The 21393-nt window shown below is 72.8% G+C and carries 10 protein-coding genes; 4 read left to right on the top strand and 6 right to left on the bottom strand.

From position 1 onward, the window contains the following. The first annotated feature begins 39 nt into the window (after positions 1-39). Positions 40-396, top strand: coding sequence for a helix-turn-helix domain-containing protein (locus RMN57_RS07395; RefSeq protein ID WP_313767738.1), 357 nt, complete (start codon positions 40-42; stop codon positions 394-396). Positions 397-510: 114 nt separating this feature from the next. On the opposite strand, the gene RMN57_RS07390 is transcribed toward RMN57_RS07395, so the two are convergent. From RMN57_RS07390 to RMN57_RS07370, 5 genes are all read right to left on the bottom strand, one after another. Continuing rightward, a complete protein-coding gene (locus RMN57_RS07390) occupies positions 511-3576 on the bottom strand; it encodes a glycoside hydrolase family 38 C-terminal domain-containing protein (RefSeq protein ID WP_313762576.1) in 3066 nt (1021 codons plus the stop codon). A gap of 57 nt (positions 3577-3633) precedes the next feature. Further along, entirely contained in the window at positions 3634-4908 is a 1275-nt protein-coding gene (locus RMN57_RS07385) for a glycosyl hydrolase (RefSeq protein WP_313762575.1), read from the bottom strand. Between the two features lie 67 nt (positions 4909-4975). Next, on the bottom strand, positions 4976-5884 hold the full coding sequence (locus tag RMN57_RS07380; RefSeq protein ID WP_313762574.1) for a carbohydrate ABC transporter permease: 909 nt from the start codon (positions 5882-5884) through the stop codon (positions 4976-4978). A gap of 3 nt (positions 5885-5887) precedes the next feature. Further along, entirely contained in the window at positions 5888-6760 is an 873-nt protein-coding gene (locus RMN57_RS07375; protein WP_313762573.1) for a sugar ABC transporter permease, read from the bottom strand. Between the two features lie 97 nt (positions 6761-6857). Next, positions 6858-8144, bottom strand: coding sequence for a sugar ABC transporter substrate-binding protein (locus tag RMN57_RS07370; RefSeq protein ID WP_313762572.1), 1287 nt, complete (start codon positions 8142-8144; stop codon positions 6858-6860). 332 nt (positions 8145-8476) lie between these two features. On the opposite strand from RMN57_RS07370, the gene RMN57_RS07365 reads away from it, so the two are divergent. From RMN57_RS07365 to RMN57_RS07355, 3 genes are all read left to right on the top strand, one after another. Further along, positions 8477-9556 (top strand): LacI family DNA-binding transcriptional regulator, encoded by a 1080-nt coding sequence (locus RMN57_RS07365; protein ID WP_313762571.1) that lies wholly within the window; start codon positions 8477-8479, stop codon positions 9554-9556. Between the two features lie 348 nt (positions 9557-9904). After that, positions 9905-12355, top strand: coding sequence for an endo-beta-N-acetylglucosaminidase (locus RMN57_RS07360; RefSeq protein ID WP_313762570.1), 2451 nt, complete (start codon positions 9905-9907; stop codon positions 12353-12355). A gap of 37 nt (positions 12356-12392) precedes the next feature. Then, positions 12393-16604: an NEW3 domain-containing protein gene (locus RMN57_RS07355; RefSeq protein WP_313762569.1), complete on the top strand. Its 4212-nt coding sequence runs from the start codon at positions 12393-12395 to the stop codon at positions 16602-16604. A gap of 163 nt (positions 16605-16767) precedes the next feature. Here RMN57_RS07355 and RMN57_RS07350 read toward each other — a convergent pair whose 3' ends face one another. Next, the gene (locus RMN57_RS07350) at positions 16768-20886 is read right to left on the bottom strand and encodes an FG-GAP-like repeat-containing protein (RefSeq protein ID WP_313762568.1); all 4119 of its coding nucleotides are present in this window, start codon (positions 20884-20886) and stop codon (positions 16768-16770) included. Positions 20887-21393 lie beyond the last annotated feature (507 nt).

The following is a 21393-nucleotide window of genomic DNA, read 5'->3' as shown; positions in this document are numbered from 1 at the left end:
CGGCCGGTGCAGGATGTCCCCGTGGAGGAGAACGACGGGATGGGTGGGGACGTGTTCGCGGCCGACTGCCGTGCCCGGATCGGCTTCGAGGTGCTCGCCAACCGCTGGGACAGCGTGGTCGTGTACGTCCTCGGGGGGCGCGGCCCGATGCGGCCGCGGGAGATGCTGGCCCGGATCGGCGGGATCAGCCCGAAGGTGCTCAACGAGGCGCTGCGGCGGCTGGAGTACAACGGCCTGGTCGAGCGCCGCCGGTACGCCGAGGCCCCGCCCCGCGTCGACTACGCGCTCACCGGGGCGGGCACGGCCCTGCTCGGCCCGATCCGTGCGGTCGGTGCCTGGGCCGCCGCCCACGGCGACGCCGTCCTCGCGGCCCAGGAGGCGTTCGACCGGGGGTAGGACGGGGAAGGGCGGCACGGGCGGCGCCCGTCGTGGCCGGCGGCCCGGACGTCGACGGGGCTGCTCGGGCGCCCCGGCACCACGGCCGGAACGCCCGAGCAGCCTGTGCCGGTCTCAGCCGGCCGCCGGCGTCAGGCGCAGCGTGACCAGCTCGAACGGCCGCAGCGCCAGCGACACGCCGTCACCGTCCGCCGCCACCTCGCCGCGGGTGCCGTCCCAGGGCCGCTCCAGCAGGTCGCAGGGCACCGCCGCGGCGAGCGGGAAGGAGGTGGCGAGCCGGCCCCGCGCGCGGCCGCCGTGGGCCTCGTAGACGCGGACGACCAGGTCGCCGCTGCCGTCGTCGGCCAGCTTGACCGCGCTGACCACCAGGGCGTCGTGGTCCGGCTCCACCAGCGGCCGGACCGCCTCCACCGAACCGGTGACCCGCCGCTCGGGCAGGCTGATCCGGTAGCCCTCGCGGACAGCGTCGGCGATGCCGGCGCCCGGCACCAGGGCGTGCCGGAACCGGTGCAGGCCCTGGTCGGTGCGCGGGTCGGGGAAGCGCGGTGCGCGCAGCAGCGAGAACCGGACCGTCGTGGTGGTGCCGCCGTCCGTGGCGCGCACCGTGCGGGTGACGTCGTGGCCGTAGGTGGAGGCGGTGACCAGCGCGACGCCCCAGCCGGGCTCCTCCAGATGGACGAAGCGGTGGTTGCAGGCCTCGAACTTGGCCGCCTCCCAGCTGGTGTTGGTGTGGGTCGGCCGGTGGAGGTGGCCGAACTGGGTCTCGGCGGCGTACCGCTCGGTGTGCAGGTCGAGCGGGAAGGCCGCCTTGAGGAACTTCTCGGTCTCGTGCCAGTCCACCTCGGTGTCGATGTCCAGCCGCCGCTCGCCCGCGCGCAGGCTCAGTGTCTGGACCGCGGTGGACGAGCCGAAGGAGCGCGCCACCCGGACCGTGACGGCCTCGTCCGAGTCGCGGACCACCGCGACCTCGTCGGCCCCGGTCAGGTCGGTGACGGTGTTGCGGTAGAACTGGTCCACGTCCCAGGCGTCCCACATGTTGGGGAAGTCCGGGTGCAGCTGGAGCAGGTTGGCGCGGGTGCCGGGGGCGACGCCCTCCCGGCCGCTCGCGGTGTCCACCACCGAGGTCACCAGGCCGTCGGCGTCGACGGTGACCGAGAGCAGGCCGTTGGCGAGCACGAAGCCGCCCTCGGGCCGGGCCGTCACCGTGCAGCCGGAGCCGGAGCCGGAGCCGGAGCCGGAGCCGGTCGACGGAGCGGCGCCGCCGGCCGGGACCGAGGAGCGGGCGTGCGGCGCCGCGTTGAACACCAGCTCGCGCCCGCCCGCCGCGTCCCCGGCCAGCGCCCGCTGGGCCCGGGCGATCAGGGCCTCCAGCTCCTCGGCCAGCCCCGCGTAGGTGGCTTCCGCCTCACGGTGTACCCAGGCGATGGACGAACCGGGCAGGATGTCGTGGAACTGGTGCAGCAGCACCGTTTTCCAGATCCGGTCCAACTCCTCATACGGGTAAGCCAGTCCGGTGCGCAGCGCGGCGGTGGCGGACCACAGCTCGGCCTCCCGCAGCAGGTTCTCGCTGCGCCGGTTGCCCTGCTTGGTCCTGGCCTGGCTGGTCAGGGTGGCCCGGTGCAGCTCCAGGTAGAGCTCGCCGACCCAGACCGGCGGGTGCGCGTACTCGGCCTCGGCCTTCTCGAAGAAGGCGGCCGGTCGCTCCCAGCGCACCGTGGCCGAGCCCTCCAAGTCCCGCAGCCGGGCCGCCTTGGCGACCATCTCGCGGGTGGTCCCGCCGCCGCCGTCGCCCCAGCCGGTCGGGGCGATCGAGTGCCGGGCGGCGCCCTTGTCCTTGAAGTTCCGGGCGGCGTGGGCGATCTCGCTGCCCTTCATCGAGCAGTTGTAGGTGTCGACGGGCGGGAAGTGCGTGAAGATCCGCGTCCCGTCGATGCCCTCCCAGAGGAAGGTGTGGTGCGGGAACCTGTTGACCTGGCTCCACGAGATCTTCTGGGTCAGCAGCCACTTGGAGCCCGCGTTGCGGATGATCTGCGGCAGGCCGCCGGTGAACCCGAAGGTGTCCGGCAGCCACGCCTCCTGGTTCTCGATCCCGAACTCCTCCAGGAAGAACCGCTTGCCGTGGACGAACTGACGGGCCATCGCCTCGGAGGAGGGCATGTTGGTGTCGGACTCCACCCACATGCCGCCGGCCGGCACGAACCGGCCCTCGGCGACGGCCTTCTTCACCCGTGCGTACACCTCGGGGCGGTGCTCCTTGATCCAGGCGTACTGCTGCGCCTGGGACATGGTGTAGACGAAGTCGGGCTCGTCCTCCAGCAGCGCGGTCATGTTGGCCGTGGTCCGGGCCACCTTGCGGACGGTCTCGCGCAGCGGCCAGAGCCAGGCGGAGTCGATGTGGGCGTGGCCGACCGCGCTGATCCGGTGCGCGGACGGCGCGGCCGGCGCCGCCAGCACCCCGGCCAGCTGCGAACGGGCCGCCGCGGCCGTGCCGTTGACGTCCTGCAGGTCGATCGCGTCCAGCGCCCGCTCGACGGCGCGCAGCACCTCCCAGCGGCGGGCGCCGTCGGCCGGCAGCTCGGCCATCAGCTCGCCGAGCACCTCCAGGTCCATGACGAGCTGCCAGACCGTCTCGTCGAAGACCGCGAGGTCCATCCGCTCCAGCCGGTACTGCGGCTCGCTCCCGGCGGTCTCCCGGTCGCCCAACTCGGTCGGCAGGAAGGGGTGGTAGTCGAGGATGACCGGGTTGGAGGCGGCCTCGACGTGCAGCAGCACCTGCTCCCCGCCGGCCGCCGGGGCGGCGATCCGGACCCACTGGTTCCGCGGGTTGAGTCCCTTCACCGGGGTGCCGTCGGGCCGGTAGACCAGGCCCTCGCACTGGAAGCCGGGCATGTTGGCGTCGAAGCCGAGGTCGATCAGCGCCTCGACGGTCCGCCCGGCCCACGCCCCGGGCACGGTACCGGCGACGGTGAGCCAGCTGGTGCCCCACGGCGCGCCCCAGGCGTCGCCGACGGCGATCGGGGTGCGCGGCGCGGCCAGGCCCTCGGCGACCGGCACGGGTTCACCGGGCGCCGTCCAGATCGAGACCTCCAGCGGGACGGACTCGGGGTAGACGGCCGGGCGGATGCGCTCGTCCAGGACGCGCTTGAGGCGGGATTCGACCAGGCTGCGGTCATCGTGCATGTCAGCGGGCTCCGTTGCGTTACCGAAGGGGTGGATCACAGGGAGGTTCGGACGTCGTCAGCGTACGTCGTCGGGGTGGACGACCTCGGTGATGCCGCGGGCGGCCAGGTGGGCGGCGTCGTCGGCGTGTTCGGCCAGGACGGCGGTGGGCCGGGCACCGTCCGCGGTGAGCCGCATGAACGCCTCGAAGACGGGCCCGCCGGGGCCGCAGACCGACCGCTTGGGCGCGGTGACCGCATCCCCGGTGGCGACCACCACTGCGGTGGTGCGCGGCCGCGGCGGGCGCCGGTCGGCCCGCGCCTCGCGGACCGCCTCGGCGAGCCGGGCACCGGCCGGCTTGACCCGGCGGTCGGTGGTGAGCAGGCCGAGGCCGTACTCCAGCTCGGGGAAGTCGGCCAGTGAGCGGTCCACGTCGTGCGAGCACCACCAGGTGACGCCCCAGAGGTCCGGGCAGTCCAGCACGGCCGCGATCGTGTCGCCGGTGAACCGGGCGGCGTCCTCGGCGGGGATGTGCGGGGCCGGCGCGCCGACCTCCTGGAGCCACACCGGGCGGTGCGGGTCGTCCGCCCAGGCCTTGGCGAGCTCGACCAGGTAGGCGGCGTGCTGGGCGGTGGCGGTGGAGCGGGCGCCGTAGCGCTGCGCGGTGCCGTTGAACACCCAGGAGTGCACGGCGGTCGCGGCGCCGATCCGGGCCGAGTGCCAGGGCGTGAACGGGTGCTCGTCCAGGTACCAGGCGGCGTCGTAGGAGGCGTGCAGGTGGAGCCGGCCGGGCGCGCCCCGCTCACAGGCGTCGACCATCCGGCGCAGCCAGGCGTCGACCTGTTCGGGCGTGGCCCGGTCGGGGTCGGGGTGCGGCTCGCCGGAGAACTGGTTGACCTCGTTGCCGACCGTCATGCCGAGGAAGTTGCCGCGGGGGTGCAGCGCCTCGGCGAGGGTGTGCAGGTAGGCGGCCTGGCCGGCCACCACGTCGGGGTCGGTGAACATGTTCCGCCGGTGCCAGGTCCGCGTCCAGGAGGGCTGGAAGTCGAAGCTGGACAGGTGGCCCTGGAGGCCGTCGACGGCGACGTCCAGCCCGCGCTCGCCGGCGGCGTCCACCAGGGCGCCGAGCTGTTCCACGGCGCGCGGGCGGATCAGCGTGCGGTTGGGCTGGAACACCGGCCAGAGCGGAAAGACCCGCACGTGGTCCAGGCCGAGGCCGGCGATCGAGTCGAGGTCGGTGCGGACGGTGTCGAGGTCGAAGTCGAGCCAGTGGTGGAACCACCCGGCGGTCGGGGTGTAGTTGACGCCGAAGCGCGGGGCGGCGGCCGGCGGGCGGGCGGGGGCGGCGGTCATGCGGCGGTGGCCTCCTCGGTCGGTGCGGCCGTCGCGGTCGCGGCGGCGGGGCGGGCGGGTCCGGCGGTCACCCCTTGACGGCTCCCTCCTCCACGCCCTGGAAGAAGAAGCGCTGGCAGACCGCGAACACCAGCACGATCGGCAGGAAGGCGATCATGGTGCCGGCGGCGATCAGCCGCGGATTGGCGGAGAAGGTGCCGTTGAGGTACTGGAGGCCGACGGTCAGGGTGTACTTCTGCGGGTCGTTGAGCACGATCAGCGGCCAGAGGAAGTCGTCCCAGGCACCGATGAACGTGAAGATGACGATCACGCTGAGCATGCCGCGCACGTTCGGCAGGCCGACGTGCCAGAGCCGTTGCCAGACGTTGGCGCCGTCCACCAGGGCGGCCTGGTCGAGCTCCGGCGGGACGGCCGCGAAGGCGGTGCGCATCAGCAGCACGTTGAGCATCGCGAGCGCGCCGGGCAGGGCGACGCCGACCAGCGAGTCGGCCAGGCCGAGGCTGCGCACCGTCACGTACTGGGAGACGATGGTGGCCTCGCCGGGCAGGATCAGGGTGGCCAGGAAGAGGCCGAGGACCAGCCGGGCGCCGCGGAACCGCAGCTTGGCGAGGGCGTAGCCGGCCAGGGTGCACCCGACCACGTTGCCGAGGATCGCGATCGCGGCCACGACCAGCGAGTTGGCGGCGTAGGTCCAGACCGGGACGGTGTCGGCGACCTTGGCGTAGTTGGCGAGGGTCGGGCTCTCCGGGAGGAAGTGCGGGGTCGCGGTGTAGACGTCCTCGTCCGCGCTCTTGAGCGAGGTGGAGAGCTGCCAGAGGAAGGGGCCGATCACCAGGAACAGGACGGCCAGCAGGAGCAGGTAGCGCAGCGCCGTCCGGGCGGGGGTGGCGGAACCGAAGGCCCGGGAGCGGCGGCGGGGTGGCGCGGCGGCCGGTCCGGGTGCGGCGGTCCGGGGCGGGGCGGCGGTCGGGGTCACGGGTCAGGCCGCCTTCCGGTTCAGGCGCGTCAGCAGCAGCATCGGGCCGAGGGTGAGGAAGAACAGCAGCAGGCTCAGCGCGGAGGCGTAGCCGAGGTGGCCGGTGAAGCCGCGGCTGTACATCTGGATCAGCATCACCACCGACATGTCCCTTCCGCCGGGGCCGCCGGTGCCGTTGGAGAGCACGTACAGCTCGGAGAAGACGCGCAGCGAGGAGACCGAGATCAGCACCGAGACCAGTACCATGGTCGGCCGCACCCCGGGCAGGGTGACGTGCCAGAACCGTCGGACGGCGCTCGCACCGTCCACGGCGGCGGCCTCGTGCAGGTCGCGGCCGACGTTGGCCAGCGCGGAGAGGTAGATCACCATGTAGTAGCCGAGCCCCTTCCAGGTGGTCAGGGCGATCGCGCTGAGCAGCAGCAGCCAGCGGTCGGTGAGGAAGGAGACCGGGGAGTCGGTGAGGCCGCTCTGCCGGAGCACCCCGTTGACCAGGCCGCGGTCGTCCAGCGCCCAGCCCCAGATCAGCGCGACCACCACCGCGGAGGCGACGACCGGGGTGTAGAAGGCGGTGCGGAAGAAGGTGATGCCGGGCAGCCTGCGCTGGACCAGAAGGGCGAGCAGCAGCGGCAGGAAGGTCAGCAGGGGCAGGCAGACCAGCAGGTAGACGACGGAGTTGAGGAGGGCGTCGGCCAGCTGCTCGTCGTCCAGGATCCGCCGGTAGTTGGCCAGGCCGGTGAACTGCCCGCCGCCCAGGGGCTTGGCGTTGGTGAACGAGAGGATCACCGTGTTGACGGCCGGCCAGAGGTTGAAGACGGCCAGCCAGAGGAGCGCGGGCCCGGCCAGCAGCCAGGGGGTGAACCAACGCCGGTGGGTCATACCGTGCCTTCCTGGGGAGCGGGTGGTTCCCGGCGGGCGGCGGCCCGGGGGGGCCACGGGGGTGCCGCCGCGCCACCGGTACCGGCGGCCGGTGCCGTCAGCCCTTGAGCAGCTGGTTGCAGCGCTCGACGGCGGTGTCCAGGGCCTGCTTCGAGCTGGTCTCGCCGCTGATCGCCAGGGCGATCTGCTGCTTGACGACGGTGCTCATCGCGTCGTCGACCTGGACCGGTTGGAGGATCTTCGCCTTGGCCAGCGAGGTGAAGGCGACCACCTTGGCGTCGCCGGCGTTGGTGCCGTCACCCTTGCTGAAGAAGGGGTCGCTCGCGGACGCCTTGGTGGACGGGAAGATGCTGGTCAGGTGGGCGAACCTGGCCTGGTTCTCCGGGCTGGTGACCCAGCGGGCCAGGGCCACCGCGGCGGCCGGGTTCCTGCTGCTCTTCGGGATGGACAGGCCCTGCACGTAGAGCGGCGGGGTGCCCATCGCGGGGGAGGGGACGATCTTCGGGGCGAGGCTGGGGTTGTCGGTGCCGACACCGGTGATGAAGTTGGCACCGCCGGTGGTCCAGGCCGCCGTACCGGCGTTGAAGAGCTTGGAGTTGCCGGCGTAGGTGTCGGTCAGGACGTCCTTGGGAAGCAGCCCCTCCTTGAACGCGGCGCGGTACTTGTCCAGCAGCGCGGCGGCCTCGGGGGTGTTGAAGGTGAAGGACCTGCCGTCCTCGGCCATCACCTTGACCCCGGCGTCGACCAGGTCCCCGAGGCCGGGCTTGCGGCTCATCAGGTAGGTGTCGCCGCCGGCCTTCTCCTTGAACACCCGGGCCTGGGCGATCAGTTCGTCCAGGGTGGTGGGGAGCTTCTTCGGGTCCAGGCCGTTCTTGGCCAGCAGGTCCGCGTTCCAGTAGTTGACGTCGGTGTTCAGGTACCAGGGGTAGCCGAAGGTGCCGTCCTGGCCGGTGAAGCGGTAGGCGTCGACGCCGCCGGCCACGTACTCGTCGGCGAGCTTCGGGTCGGCCTTGGCGACGTCCAGCAGCAGGTTCTTCCTCGCCAGGGGGAGGGCGAAGTCCGGCGGGAGGTTGACCACGTCCGGGAGGGTGCCGGCGGCGGCCTGGCTGAGCACCTTGTCCGAGTAGCCCTCGCCGGGTTGGTCCAGCCACTCGACCTCGACGCCCGGGTACTTCTGCTTGAAGCCGTCGATCACGCCCTGGACGTACTCGGTGAACTTCGGCTTCAGCGCCCAGGTCTGCAGCGAGACCTTGCCCTTGACCTCGCCGGTGGCGGCCGCGCTCGCCACGGTGTCGTCGCTCTTGGTGTCGGAGCTCAGTCCGCAGCCGGTGAGTGCGGAGGCGGTGATGGCCGCCGTCGTCAGTGCCGCCCAGATTCTTCGCATGAGGGTCTCCCGGTCCAGGTGGGTGGGTGGGGGATGGTGCGCGTTCCGGAACTGGTGGGTGCCGCTGAGGGTGCCGTGGTGGGTGGTGCCGTCGGTGCCGTGGTCGGTTTCGCGGTCGATCGCGGCCGGTTCGCGGTCGATCGCGGCCGGTTCGCCGTGGGTCGGGCAGGGGCCGGGCAGTGGGTGTCGCCGTGCGTCGGGGCGTGGGATCCGCGCTGGGGGACGCGGTGGGTTCCGTCGGGCTTTCGCAACCTGCTGTACTAAACCGGTCTAGCTATGGCAGGGACTATGCTCCGGCCTAAACTTGGCTGTCAAGAGAGGAGTCGGGTTCTGTGGGCAGACCGACCATCGCCGACATCGCGCGCCGGGCCGGGGTCTCCAAGGGCGCGGTGTCCTTCGCGCTCAACGGGCGCCCCGGGGTGAGCGAGGCGACCAGGGCCCGGATCCTGCGGGTCGCCGACGAGATGAACTGGCGGCCGCACAGCGCCGCCCGCGCCCTGGGCGGCGCCCGGGCCGACGCCGTCGGCCTGGTGATCGCCCGCCCCGCCCGCACCATCGGCGTCGAGCCGTTCTTCAGCCAGCTGCTCTCCGGCCTGCAGGCGGTGCTCTCCGCGCACTCCGTGGCACTGCACCTGATGGTCGTCGAGGACACCACCGCCGAGATCGAGGTCTACCGGAACTGGGCTTCCGAGCACCGGGTGGACGGCTTCATCGTGGTCGACCTGCAGGTCCGCGACCCGCGGCTGGAGGTGCTGGAGGAGCTCGCCCTGCCCGCCGTCGTCCTCGGCGGCCCCGGGCGGGGCGGCGGCGGCCCGCTGCGGATCTGGGCCGACGACCGGGAGGCGATGCTCTCGATCGTCGACTACCTGGCGGCGATCGGCCACCGCCGGATCGCCCACCTGGCCGGTCTGCCGCACTTCCAGCACACCCAGCGCCGGATCCGCGCGCTGCGCGACGCCTCGCGCCGGCTCGGCCTGGAGGAGGCGGTCTCGGTGCCGACCGACTTCAGCGACGCCGAGGGCGCCGCCGCCACCCGGACGCTGCTCTCAAGGCCCCGGCGGCCCACCGCGATCGTCTACGACAGCGACGTGATGGCCGTCGCCGGGCTCGGGGTGGCCGGGGAGATGGGCGTCGCGGTGCCGGGCGAGCTCTCCATCGTCTCGTTCGACGACTCGGTGCTCGCCCGGATCGTCCACCCGCCGCTGACCGCGCTCAGCCGGGACACCTTCGCGCTGGGCGAGCAGGTGGCCCGCAGCCTGCTGGCGGTGGTCGACGAGACCGGCCCCGGGCGTGACCTGCAGATGCCCACGCCGCGCCTGACCGTGCGCGAGTCCACCTCCCCGCCGGCGGCCGGCTCACCCGTCCGGGCGGGCGTTGCGCCGACCGTTGACAGCGGCTCTGAACCGGTTTAGCCTCGCAGCGCCGAGCGGGCCCCGCCGTGCCCGCAGCTCCGCCGGATCCCGCGCCGGAGCCCGGCAGCACCGCGTTCCTGAGCACCGCGCAACAGCACCGCGTTCCTGAGCACCGCGCACACAGCACCGCGTTCCAGCCCTTCCCTGCACCGGGATCGCCGCACCTTCTCCTGCACCTTCCCCCGCACCGCCGGCGGCGGCCATTCGTGCCGGCAGGACTCGCAGCCTGCCCGCACCCACCGCCGCCGACGCCCCTGCACCCGTACAGCGCCACGCCGCATGCAGCCGGGCCGCGTCCCCGCCGGGGCGGCCCGCCCCCACCCTCCTCCGCTCGATCGGAGCCACCGCATGTCACGACGCCTCCCGCTGTTGCTGAGCGCCGCCCTCGGGGCCGCCGTCCTGGGCGCCGCCCCGGCCACCCACGCGCAACCCCCGGCCGCCCCGGCCCCACCGGCCGCCACGGCGGCCTCCGGCACCCAGCCCTACGCCTCGTACTGGTACCCGAACACCATCCTGGGCTGGGATCCGGCCACCGACCCCGACGCGCGCTTCAACCGCTCCCGCGTCCCGCTCCAGCCCCGCACCAGCGACCCGGCCCTCAGGGCCAACCCCAACGCCCGCGCGGGCGAGGGGAAGGTGGCCTCGCTGGTCTCCTTCGGGCCGACCTCCAACAACCCCTCCCAGGGCTCCGCAGATCCCAACTACTACGCCTTCGGCTACTGGCAGTACGTCGACAAGCTGGTCTTCTGGGGCGGATCGGCCGGCGAGGGCCTGATCCTCGCCCCCAACCCGACCGTGATCGACGCCGCCCACCGCAACGGCGTCAAGGTCTACGGCACCGTCTTCTTCCCGCCCGCCGCCTACGGCGGCCAGCTCCAGTGGGTCCGCGACTTCGTCCAGGAGTCCGGCAGCCGCTACCCCGTCGCCGACAAGCTCGTCCAGGCGGCCCAGTACTACGGCTTCGACGGCTGGTTCATCAACCAGGAGACCGGCGGCGGCGATTCGGCCCTCGCCACCGAAGTGCGCAACCTCATGCAGTACACCAAGGCGCAGAGCGGCACCGAGTTCATGTGGTACGACGCCATGACCGAGTCGGGATCGGTGAGTTGGCAGAACGAGCTGACCTCCGCCAACGACTCCTTCCTCCAGGAGGGCGCCAGGCGGACCGCCGATTCGATGTTCCTGAACTTCAACTGGAGCGCCGGCGGCCTCGACTCCTCCCGCAGCCTGGCCCGCGGCCTCGGCCGCAGCGAGTACGAGCTCTACTCCGGCATCGACACCGAGGCCAACGGCTACAACACCGGCGTGGACTGGAACGCCCTCTTCCCCGCCGGCAAACCGCACACCACCTCGCTCGGCCTCTACCGCCCCGAGTGGACGTGGAAGTCCGCCACCGACCGTGCCGACTTCTACGCCAAGGACGCCCGCTACTGGGTCGGCGCCAACAACGACCCCTCCAACACCACGACGTCCTCCGCCTGGAAGGGCCTGTCGACCTACGTCGCCGAGTCCTCACCGATCACCGCCAAGCCCTTCGTCACCAACTTCTCCACTGGGCAGGGCGACTTCCACAACGCCGCCGGCACCCGGGTCGCCACCGGGGGCTGGAACAACCTCTCGCTCCAGGACGTCCCGCCCACCTACCGCTGGCTGGTCGCCTCCGGCGGCAGCAGGCTCACCCCGTCCGTCGACTTCACCGACGCCTACGAGGGCGGCTCCTCGCTGCGCCTCAGCGGCAGACTGGACGCCGCCAACACGATCCGGCTCTACCAGACCAGGCTGCCGGTGGCAGCCGACTCCAAGCTCTCGGTGGTGCTCAAGACCCCGGCCGCCGGGCCGACCTCCCTCAAGGCCGCGATCTCCTTCACCGACGCGCCGACCGCCTTCACCACCCTCGACCTGGGCGCCAACTCCGGGACGGGGTGGGAGCGGCACACCCTCGACCTCTCCGCCTACGCGGGCCGGACCATCGCCCAGATCGGGCTGCAGGCCGAGGGCTCGAACCCCGCCTACGACCTGCGGGTCGGCCAACTCGCCGTATACGATGGCGCCGTGGACGCTCCGGCCGCTCCGAGCGGCCTCACCGTGCTCGGTGCGAGCGACGTGGTGGCGGGCAGCAGCCAGTCGCTGCGGCTCTCCTGGACGGCCTCGGCGGGCGGCGCCCCCGTCCACCACTACGAGGTGTATCGCCGCAACGCTGACGGCACCCGGGGCTACCTCGGGGCCACGCCCTCCGACGCGTACTTCGTGAACAAGCTGGACCGGGCGGGCGGTGAGAGCAGCACGACGGTCGAGGTCGAGGCGGTCTCCACCGAGTACGGCCGCTCCGCCGCGGCCGCCACCACGGTCTCCTGGACCGGCACCCCGCCCACCGGCACCAACCTGGCGCTGGGCCGCCCGGCCACCGCGTCCGGCCAGTGCAACGCCAACGAGACGGCCGCCAAGGCGGTCAACGGCACCGTCAGCGGCGGCAACGGCGACAAGTGGTGCACCCTGACGTCGAGCAAGTGGCTTGAGGTCGACCTCGGTTCGGCCCGGCCGCTGTCGAAGTTCGTGGTCAAGCACGCCTCGGCGGGCGGGGAGAGCTCCTCCTACAACACCCGCGACTTCACCGTCCAGGTCCGCTCCGCGAGCACCGATCCGTGGACCACGGTCGCGACCGTGACCGGCAACACCGCCGGCACCACCACCCACCCGGTGAACACCACCGCCCGCTACGTGCGGCTGGTCGTCACCAGGCCCACCCAGACCACCGACCCCGCCGCCCGCATCTACGAGTTCGAGGCCTGGGGCGTGTAGGGCGCGCCCCGGCCCCGTCGGAGGAAGGACCACCCCCGTGTCGGTCACCATCACCGCCGTCGACAGCACCGACCTCTTCACCGGCCCCGAGGACGCGCCGCGCCAGCTGCTGCGCGTGACCCTCGACGGCCCGTCCGCCCGGATCACCGTCACCGGCCCCGGGGTGTACGGCGAGGCGGTCGGCACGGGGCCGGTCGAAGTCCCCCTGGAGATCAGCGCGGCCGCCGCGCCCGGGCAGCGGCTCCCGGTCGAGGTGCGGGCCGGCGGCGCCCGCGCCGAGGCCGAGGTCGAGGTCGCCGAGCCCGGCTGGACCATGTACCTCGTCCCGCACTTCCACTACGACCCGGTCTGGTGGAACACCCAGGCCGCCTACACCGCGCCGTGGGAGCTGCTCTCCGGCGACGCCACCACCCGGCCGCTCTGGGAGCACAACGGCTTCGCCCTGGTCGACGCCCACCTGGACCTCGCGCTGCGCGACCCGGTGTACCGCTTCGTCCTCGCCGAAGTCGACTACCTGAAGCCCTACTTCGACCAGCACCCGGAGCGCCGCGAGACGCTGCGGCGGCTGCTGGAGCGCGGGCAGGTGGAGCTCGTCGGCGGCACCTACAACGAGCCCAGCACCAACCTCACCGGGGTCGAGAGCACCATCCGCAACATCGTCCTCGGCATCGGCTACCAGCGCGACGTCCTCGGCGGTGACCCGCGGACCGCCTGGCAGCTCGACGTGTTCGGCCACGACCCGCAGTTCCCGGGCCTGCTGGCCGCCGCCGGGCTCACCGGCAGCGCCTGGGCACGCGGGCCGTTCCACCAGTGGGGGCCGATCCAGAAGAACTTCGGTGCCGCCAAGGACGACGCCCGGGTGATGCAGTTCCCCAGCGAGTTCGAGTGGATCGCGCCCTCCGGCGAGGGCGTGCTCACCCACTACATGCCCCACCACTACTCGGCGGGCTGGTGGATGGACTCCTCGCCCGACCTGGCCGCCGCCGAGCAGGCCGTCCACGAGCTGTACCGCAAGCTCAAGCCGGTCGGCGCGACGAAGAACCTGCTGCTGCCGGTGGGCACCGACTACACCCCGCCCAACCGCTGGGTCACCGCGATCCACCGCTCCTGGGCCGCGAAGTACCTCTGGCCGCGGTTCGTCTGCGGCACCCCGCGCGACTTCCTGGACGCCGTCCGCGCCGAGCAGGCGGGCCAGGGGCGGCGGCCGAGCCCGCAGTCCCGCGACATGAACCCGGTCTACACCGGCAAGGACGTCTCCTACATCGACACCAAGCAGGCGCAGCGGGCGGTCGAGGTGGCCGCCGTCGACGCCGAGAAGCTGGCGTCCCTGGCCGTGGTGCACGGGCTCGGCCGGTATCCGTCGGCCGCGCTGGACAAGGTCTGGCGGCACCTGGCGAGCGGCGCCCACCACGACGCGATCACCGGCTCGGAGTCCGACCAGGTCTACCTCGACCTGCTCGGCGGCTGGCGGGAGGCGTACGACCTGGCCGCCGACGTCCGGGACCGGGCGCTGGCGGCGCTGACGGCGCGGATCGACACGACGGGTGTGGGCGAGGCGGTGGTCGTCGCCAACACGCTCTCGTTCGACCGCACCGACCTGGTCGCCGTCCGGCTGCCGGCGGAGCTCCGGTCGGTGCGGGTGCTGGACGACACCGGCTCCACCGTGCCGAGTTCGGTCGACCGGGGCACGCTGCGGTTCCTGGCCGCCGACGTGCCGGCGCTGGGGTGGCGGACGTGGCGGCTGGTGGCCGGTCCGGCCGGGGACACCGCCCGGTCCGGCGGAGGCACCGCCGGCGCGGACCGGGACACCGCCTGGTCGGCGGCCGACGGCCACAGCATCGCCAACGCCCGGTACCGGGTCACCGCGGATCCGGCCCGGGGCGGCGGCCTGACGTCGGTCCGGGATCTGCTGCACGGGCGCGAGTTGATCCAGGACGGCCGAGTCGGCAACGAGCTGCGGGTCTACGAGGAGTACCCGCAGCACCCCGACTTCGGCGAGGGCCCGTGGCACCTCGTCCCCAAGGGGCCGGTCCGGGGCTCGGCCGAGCAGCCGGCGGGCGTCCGGCGGGAGACCGGCCCGCTGGGGGAGCGGCTGGTGGTCGCCGGGACGGTGGACGGGATCCGGTACGAGCAGACCGTGACCCTCTGGCACGGCCTCGACCGGGTCGACTGCCGGACCAGGGTGGTCGACCACACCGGCGCCGACCGCCTGCTGCGGCTGCGTTTCCCGGTCGACCTGCCCGGCGCCCGCCCGGTCAGCGAGGTGGCCGGGGCGGTCGTCGGCCGCGGCTTCGCGCGGCCCGAGGCCGACGCCGCCGAGGCGCCGTGGACGCTGGACAACCCCGCCCACACCTGGTTCGGCCTCGGCTCCACCGCCCGGGTGGTGCTCACCGACCCGGCCGGTGCGGTGGTCGGCGAACGGGCGCTCGGCGTGGCCGAGGTGGTCGTCCCCGAGCTGGACGCCGCCGCCGACGCCCGCGCGCTGGTGGTGGCGCTCGCCCGGGTCGGCGTGACCGCGACCACCTCCGCCGCCGACTGGGCCCGCTACGGGTGGCTGGACGTCGACTCCAACCTCCCGGACTTCCGGATCGTCGTGGGCGGGCCGGAGGTCAACGACGCGGCCCGCGAGCTGATCGAGCGCGCGGGCGAGGAGTACGCGGCCGCACTCAAGGCGCACGGCGCCGTCTGGGTTCCGGCCGCGCCGGGCGCCGGGACCGGCACGGACCTGCGCGACCTGCGGGCGCTCCCGGCGCTGGTCGTCACCGACCCGGACGTGCTGGCCGCGGACCTCGCGGACGCCCGGACCGGCGCCGTCTGCCCGGCCCCGATCACGGAGCAACTGGCCGACCACACCGTGGCGTTGCTCACATTCGGCCTGCCCGGCTTCGCGGTCGACGCCACCGGCGCCCTGCACCTGTCGCTGCTGCGCTCCTGCACCGGCTGGCCCTCCGGGGTCTGGATCGACCCGCCCCGGCGCACCGTCCCCGACGGATCCTCGTTCCAACTCCAGCACTGGACACACGAGTTCGCGTACGCGCTGGTGGGCGGCGCGGGCGACTGGCGGGCCGGGGCCCTGCCCGCCCGGGGCCAGGAGTTCAACCACCCGCTGTACGCCCGGCTCGCCCCGGCCCGGAACGGCCCGCTGCCGCCCGCCCTCTCCTGGCTGCGGGTCGAACCGGCGCGCGAGGTACTGCTCGGCGCCCTGAAGCCGGCCGGCAACCCCGTCGCCCACGGCTCGGCGGCGCCCGTGGGGGAGCGGCTCACGGTCCGGCTGGTGGAGGCCACCGGTCTCGGCCGCACGGCCTCCCTCGGCGGGGCGCTCGGCCTGTCCGAGCTGCACCGGGCCGACCTGCTGGAGCGGCCGACCGGCCCGGAGGACCTGTGCCTGGCGGGCTCGCAGATCGTCACCGTGCTGGCCCGGCCCGCCGTCATAGCCGATCCGGGCGGACCGGTCCTCGGCGCCGTCGCCGAGGCCGCCCAGCCGGTGCACGCCCGCTACTGGCTGCACAACCGGGGCCCGGCGCCGCTCGGCTACCTGCCGGTGTCGGTCGGCGTCTCGCCGGGACTGCTGCGGACGGCGGGCGAGCCCGTCGGGCTCTCGGTGGTCCTCGCCTCCCAGCTGCGGGACGCCGTGGTCGAGGGCACCGCCACCGTGCTGCCGCCCGAGGGCTGGACGGCGAGCCCCGACACCCGGCCCTACCGGCTGGAGGCCGGCGGGCACCTGCGGTTCCCGGTCGAACTCACCCCGCCGGCCGGGGTCGAGCCCGGCCTGTACTTCGCCGCCGTCCGGATCGCGCACGACGGGCAGCAGGTGGAGGACGTCGCCACCGTGGCGGTCGGCGACCTGCCGGAGCTGCTCCCGGCCGCCGGCGCGGCGCCCGAGGCCTGGACCGCCGCCCAGGGCACCACCTCCGCGGTGGGCCGCGACACCGGACTCACCGCGACCGTCCTGACCGAGTCCGTCCGCCTCACCCCCGGCGGCCGGGCCGTCCTCGACCTCCGCCTCGCCAACCGCACCCGGGGCGAGATCCGCGGCGAGCTCCAACTCGTCTCGCCCTGGGGCACCTGGGAGGCCGTCGGCACCCCCGTCCGCGGCTTCACCGTCCCCACCGGGGCCGTGCTGACCGCGTCCTTCGACCTCGCCGCCCCCGAGGACGCCGACCCGGGCACGTACTGGGCGCTCGCCAAGGTGATGTGGTTCGGCCGCTGCCAGTACACGCGGGCCGTCGACGTGGTGGTGGCGCCGTAACCGCCGGCCGCCGCCACCGAGCCGTGGCCGGGCTCCCGCACGGGGCCGAGCGGAAACGGCCTTCCCCCGGGCGCTCGGTGCGCCCGGGGGAAGGCCGTTGCAGGTGGAGCGGTGCGGCTACCGCGCCGTGGTCAGACGATCACCTCGTCATAGGATCGCGTCGTCAGAGGATCACGTCGAAGAACGACGTCCAGCCCGTGCCGACCAGGGTGCGCCCGCCGGGGAGGAAGTCGAAGAGTTCGCCGTTGCGGGTCACACCGACCTGCTCGGGCGTGCCGTCGCTGTCGAGGTCGGTGACGAACGGCTCCCACTCGCCGTTCCACCAGCCGTTCCCGTAGAAGTACCGCGAGCCGAAGCTCAGGTTCCCGGGGGTGCTGGTGTTGGGGTAGACGTACTGGTCGCCCTGGTCGGTGCGGCCGATGATGTCCGCCTTGAAGTCACCGTTGACGTCGGCGATCCGGATGGTCGTCCAGGCCGCCGGCCACCAGCCGTTCCCGGCGAAGATCCGGTCGCCCAGCGTCGAGGTGCCGGTGCCGCCGGTGCCCGGGTAGACCCAGAGGTCGCCGCCGCTGTCGCGCGCGATGACGTCGGTGCGGCCGTCGCCGGTGACGTCGCCGAACGCGAGCCGCTCGTACGACCAGCCGGTGCCGATCAGGACCGGGCTGCCGAACGGGTACTGGCCCTTGCCGCCGGTGCCCGGGTAGAGCATCAGTTCGCCGTTGTTGGTGCGCCCGACGATGTCGCTCTGGCCGTCGTTGTTGAGGTCGGCGGTGTAGGGCACCCAGTAGTCGCGCCACCAGCCGTTCCCGACGAAGTAGCGCTGGCCGAGGGTCGAGGTGCCGCTGCCGCCGGTGCCCGGGTAGACCCACATGTCGCCGTTGGCGTCGCGGGCCAGCACGTCGGTGCGGCCGTCGGCGTTGTAGTCCGGCCGGCTCTGGGTGCCGCTGGTCCAGATGCCCTGGCCGACGGCGTTGTAGATCACCAGGACGCCGTGTTCCAGGACCATGGCGTAGGCGTTCGGCTTGCCCCAGGTGTTGGCGTTCCACAGGGCCCGGGAGCCGTCGGCGCTGTACACGACGAAGTTGCCGTCGGCCTGCATCCGGGCCACCGCGCCGGGGTTGCCCGCGGTGTTGGAGGCCCAGAGCGTCTTGCCCGAGCGGGTCAGGACGAGGTTGCCGTCGGCCTGCATGACCAGCTTCGACGGGCCGGTGCTGAACTCCTGCCCCGAGGCGAGCTGGGTGCCGGAGGGGATCCGGGCACCGACGACGCCGTCGACGGTCCAGCCGCCGGAGAAGGAGTTGACGCTCCCGTCCCAGGCCTGGCCGGTCCAGGCGAAGAGGGTGTTGTCGGTCTGCCGGGCCCACAGGTCGGTGACGCCGTCGCCGCTGATGTCGCCGACCGAGCCGACGGTCGGGTAGAGCGCCTTGGTGACGCCGGTGCCGACGCGGGTGCGGCCCTGGGTGCCCCAGGTGGCGAGGTCGACCAGGCCGTTGGCGTCCTTGCGGCCGTAGGCCCGCAGGATGTCGCCGTTCTCCTCGTTCCGCAGCCAGAGGTCGGGAACGCCGTCGCCGTTGAGGTCGCCGGGGGCGATCACGGTGAACTTGTCCCAGTCGTCGCCGCCGACCAGCACGGGCTGGCGGTCGTCGTCCAGGTAGTCGTTGCGGGCGCCGAAGTAGGCCCACAGGTACTTGCCGTCGCGGACCAGCAGGTCGGGCCGCCCGTCGCCGTTGAGGTCGCCGGGGGAGAGGACCTGGGCGTTGTCCTGCTGCCAGTGGTCGTTGCCGGTGGGGCAGACGCCCTCCTCGTCGGCGACCGGGCAGAACAGTTTCTGCTCCTGCCGGCCCTTGCCGAAGGTGGCCGAGGCGGTGCCGAGGCCGTTGTTCTGGTAGGTCCAGATCTTGCGGCGCTTGTCGACGGGGTCGTACTCCAGGGAGACGAGGTCGTTGTAGCCGTCCTCGCCCCAGTCGCCCGAGTAGGCGATCCGCGGGTCGCCGAAGTGCAGGCCGCCGTTGGTGGCGGAGGAGAACCGGCCGTCGCCCTGGCCCGCGTAGGTGAGCAGGGTGCCGTTGGAGTCGACGCTCCAGATGTCCTTGTGACCGTCGCCGTTGAGGTCGTACGCCTGGTCGCGCTCCATCGAGCGGCCGGCGTAGAACAGGTAGGTCGCGGTGTCGGAGCGGTTGCCGGCGGAGTCCTGGCTGAACGCGTGGACGAAGTGCGGCCCGACGCCGGACGGCGTGAGCTGGATGCTCGCGGTGCCGCCGGGCGGCACCTCGGCACCCTTCACCGCCGGGTCCCAGTCGGTGTAGTAGAAGTACCGCACCACGTCGTCGACGCCGTTGGCCTCGATGGTGAAGCCGCCGGGGGTGCGGGCCTTGCCGGTGCCGGCCGGCCAGCCGTTGTCACCGTTGGGGAACGCGGAGGAGTCGATCTTCGGCGGCCGGGCCGGGCGCGTCCGGTCGACGGCGAACCGGCAGGTGGTGCTCCAACCGGAGTACTCGCTCTGGTCGTACGCCCGGACCTGCCAGGTGTAGTCGCCGGTGGGCAGTTCGGAGTCCGGTACGACCAGCGTGGAGACCCGGCCCTTGAGCGCGGGGATCCACTTGTCGGCGACCAGGTTGCCGCCGCGGAAGATCTGGAACTGCGCGGAGAGGTTCCCGGCGTTCGGGTCGTCCACCAGCGCGTACAGGCTGACCGTCGTGTTGCCGATCAGGCCGCCGGTGGCGCAGTCGGTGTGGGGGTTGGTCCCCAGGTCCGTCGGTGTCAGCGGCGGGTCGTTGTACTTGGTCTCCAGGACCACCGACTTGGGGTCGAACTTCTTCCACCCGTAGGTGTCGTTCTCGTTCTCGGCGTACAGACCCACCGTGATGTTCGGGTCACCGGCCGCCGCGACCCGCTGGATCTTCCAGGTCACGTCCCATTCGAGGTTGCCACCGGGGCAGTTGGAGCTCCAGCCCTTGGACTGGTTGACCGTCCCGAGCCAGTCGATCCGGTCCGGCTGGTGCTCCCAGGTGGTGTTCCGGTCGATGCCCTTGGTGTGCCAGAGCTGGACCGGGCGGGCCTGGCAGGACCAGGACCAGGTGTTGTCGATCCGGAAGGTGGAGGAGATCACCTTCGCACCGCGGATGTTGCCGGTGTCCATCTGGAAGAACGACCGGGAGAGGCCGTTGGTCTCGGACTCGTAGCCGACCCGGGCCACGTCGTTGGCGTTCCAGAAGCTGTCCTTCGGACGCTTCTTGTACACCCGGGTCCAGTTCTGCCGGCCGCCCCAGGCCCAGGAAGGGTCGATGTAGACCGGGTACTTGGTGTCGGCGGCCTTGAGCAGCGCCTGGTCCGGCGTGATCTGCAGCGTGTTGCCGCTGACCGCCGTCGGCATGACGGCTTCCTTGGAGCCGGCCGGTTGGTCGAAGGTGCTCGCGGGCGCGGTCGGTCCGGCCGGGGCCGCGCCGGCGGCGGCCGCCGCGAAGCTCATGGACTTGGCCGCCGGGGCGCCGGACGGCGGAGCGCTGGTCGCGGTCGTGGAGTCCCACATCACCGGGGTGGGGCTGGTGAACACCGGCTGGCCCGCCGGGTCCAGCGCCTGCACCACGCCGGTGGCGGCGTCGGTGGAGACCGTCACGCCCACCGTGGACATCGTGTACTTGAGCGTGGCCAGCTCCGGGTTGGCGGCCGCGGCCGCCGTCTTGACGACGACGAGCTGCGAGAAGCCCTCGACCTCGGCCTTCAGCTGGACGTCGACCCCGGGCAGGACCTCGGGGTAGGAGGCGACGTTGCCGGCCAGGGTCGGCTTCGGCAGGGGCTTCGGCCAGGACAGCGAGAGCGTACGGCCGTCCTTCACACCCGAGAGCAGCGGCGCGGTACCGCCGCCGGAGAACGCGATGGTGACCGAGGCGGCCTTCGGGCGCACCGAGCCGTCCGGGGCGAACTCCAAGGTGGGGTCGGTGGGCACCCAGGCCCCGCCGCGCAGGACGCGGACCGGAGCCCCGTGGCGGCGGATCGAGAACGTGCCGTCCGGGTTGGCCCAGGTGTCCGACAGCTCGGTGCGGGCGTTGACCAGCTCGACCGGGGTGTTGGTGGCCTTGGCCTCCTTGAGGGCCTTGTCCTCGGGGCTGACCGAGCCGTCGTCCCCGGGCTGTGTCACCGCGGGGGCGGCGGGTGGCAGCGGGGCGGCGGTGGCGAACGGGCTCACGGCGAGTCCGGCCGTGAGCCCTCCGGTCAGAGCCAGGGCTATGGCTCCGGACGTCGGCCGTCGTCGGCGGCCGAGTCGGCGGGAAAGTTTGGTCACACTGCTTCCTTCGGATGTTTGCTGTGTCGAAAGCGGTAGGACTCTATACCTCCTGATGGGGGGCTGGTGTGCGTCGATTCCCGCAAGGCCGCTGCCGTGCGCGAAGGTCTGGTGAGACGTCAGAAACCTCGCCAATCCTCTTCTTTGACGAACCATTTGGGCAAGTCCGGTTGATCATGACGAACGATCACGTATTCGGACATATCTGTGCACCGTCCGGAAATTCGGGAAAGCAATTCGATGGCGACCCTTGGTAGCCTTCGCCCGCTCGATCAGAATCTTCGAAGGGCGCGGAGTGAGGCACTACGCCACACGGTGGTTGGCGACCGCGGTCGCCACCACGGCATTGATAGGGGCGCTGCCGAGTGCGGCGTCAGCTGCGGATTCCCGCGGCAAGGGGCCGGATCTGCCGGCCCTGCAGCAGACCCGTCCGGTACCGGTGAAGCCGGTCAAGGCAGGCGGGGAGAAGCGGCCCAACCAGGCGGTGGCGCCGTCCGGGGCCGTTGC

Source organism: Kitasatospora sp. CM 4170 (genome assembly GCF_032110285.1).
Classification (GTDB): domain Bacteria; phylum Actinomycetota; class Actinomycetes; order Streptomycetales; family Streptomycetaceae; genus Kitasatospora; species Kitasatospora aburaviensis.
Note: the sequence above shows the minus strand (reverse complement) of the source record. Positions and strands in the feature narration are given on the sequence as shown.

Excerpts from the sequence above, each read along its gene's own strand:
- RMN57_RS07395 (WP_313767738.1), top strand. The coding sequence starts at position 40 with ATGGGTGGGGACGTGTTCGCGGCCGACTGCCGTGCCCGGATCGGCTTC.
- RMN57_RS07390 (WP_313762576.1), bottom strand. The coding sequence starts at position 3,576 with ATGCACGATGACCGCAGCCTGGTCGAATCCCGCCTCAAGCGCGTCCTG.
- RMN57_RS07385 (WP_313762575.1), bottom strand. The coding sequence starts at position 4,908 with ATGACCGCCGCCCCCGCCCGCCCGCCGGCCGCCGCCCCGCGCTTCGGC.
- RMN57_RS07375 (WP_313762573.1), bottom strand. The coding sequence starts at position 6,760 with ATGACCCACCGGCGTTGGTTCACCCCCTGGCTGCTGGCCGGGCCCGCG.
- RMN57_RS07370 (WP_313762572.1), bottom strand. The coding sequence starts at position 8,144 with ATGCGAAGAATCTGGGCGGCACTGACGACGGCGGCCATCACCGCCTCC.
- RMN57_RS07360 (WP_313762570.1), top strand. The coding sequence starts at position 9,905 with ATGTCACGACGCCTCCCGCTGTTGCTGAGCGCCGCCCTCGGGGCCGCC.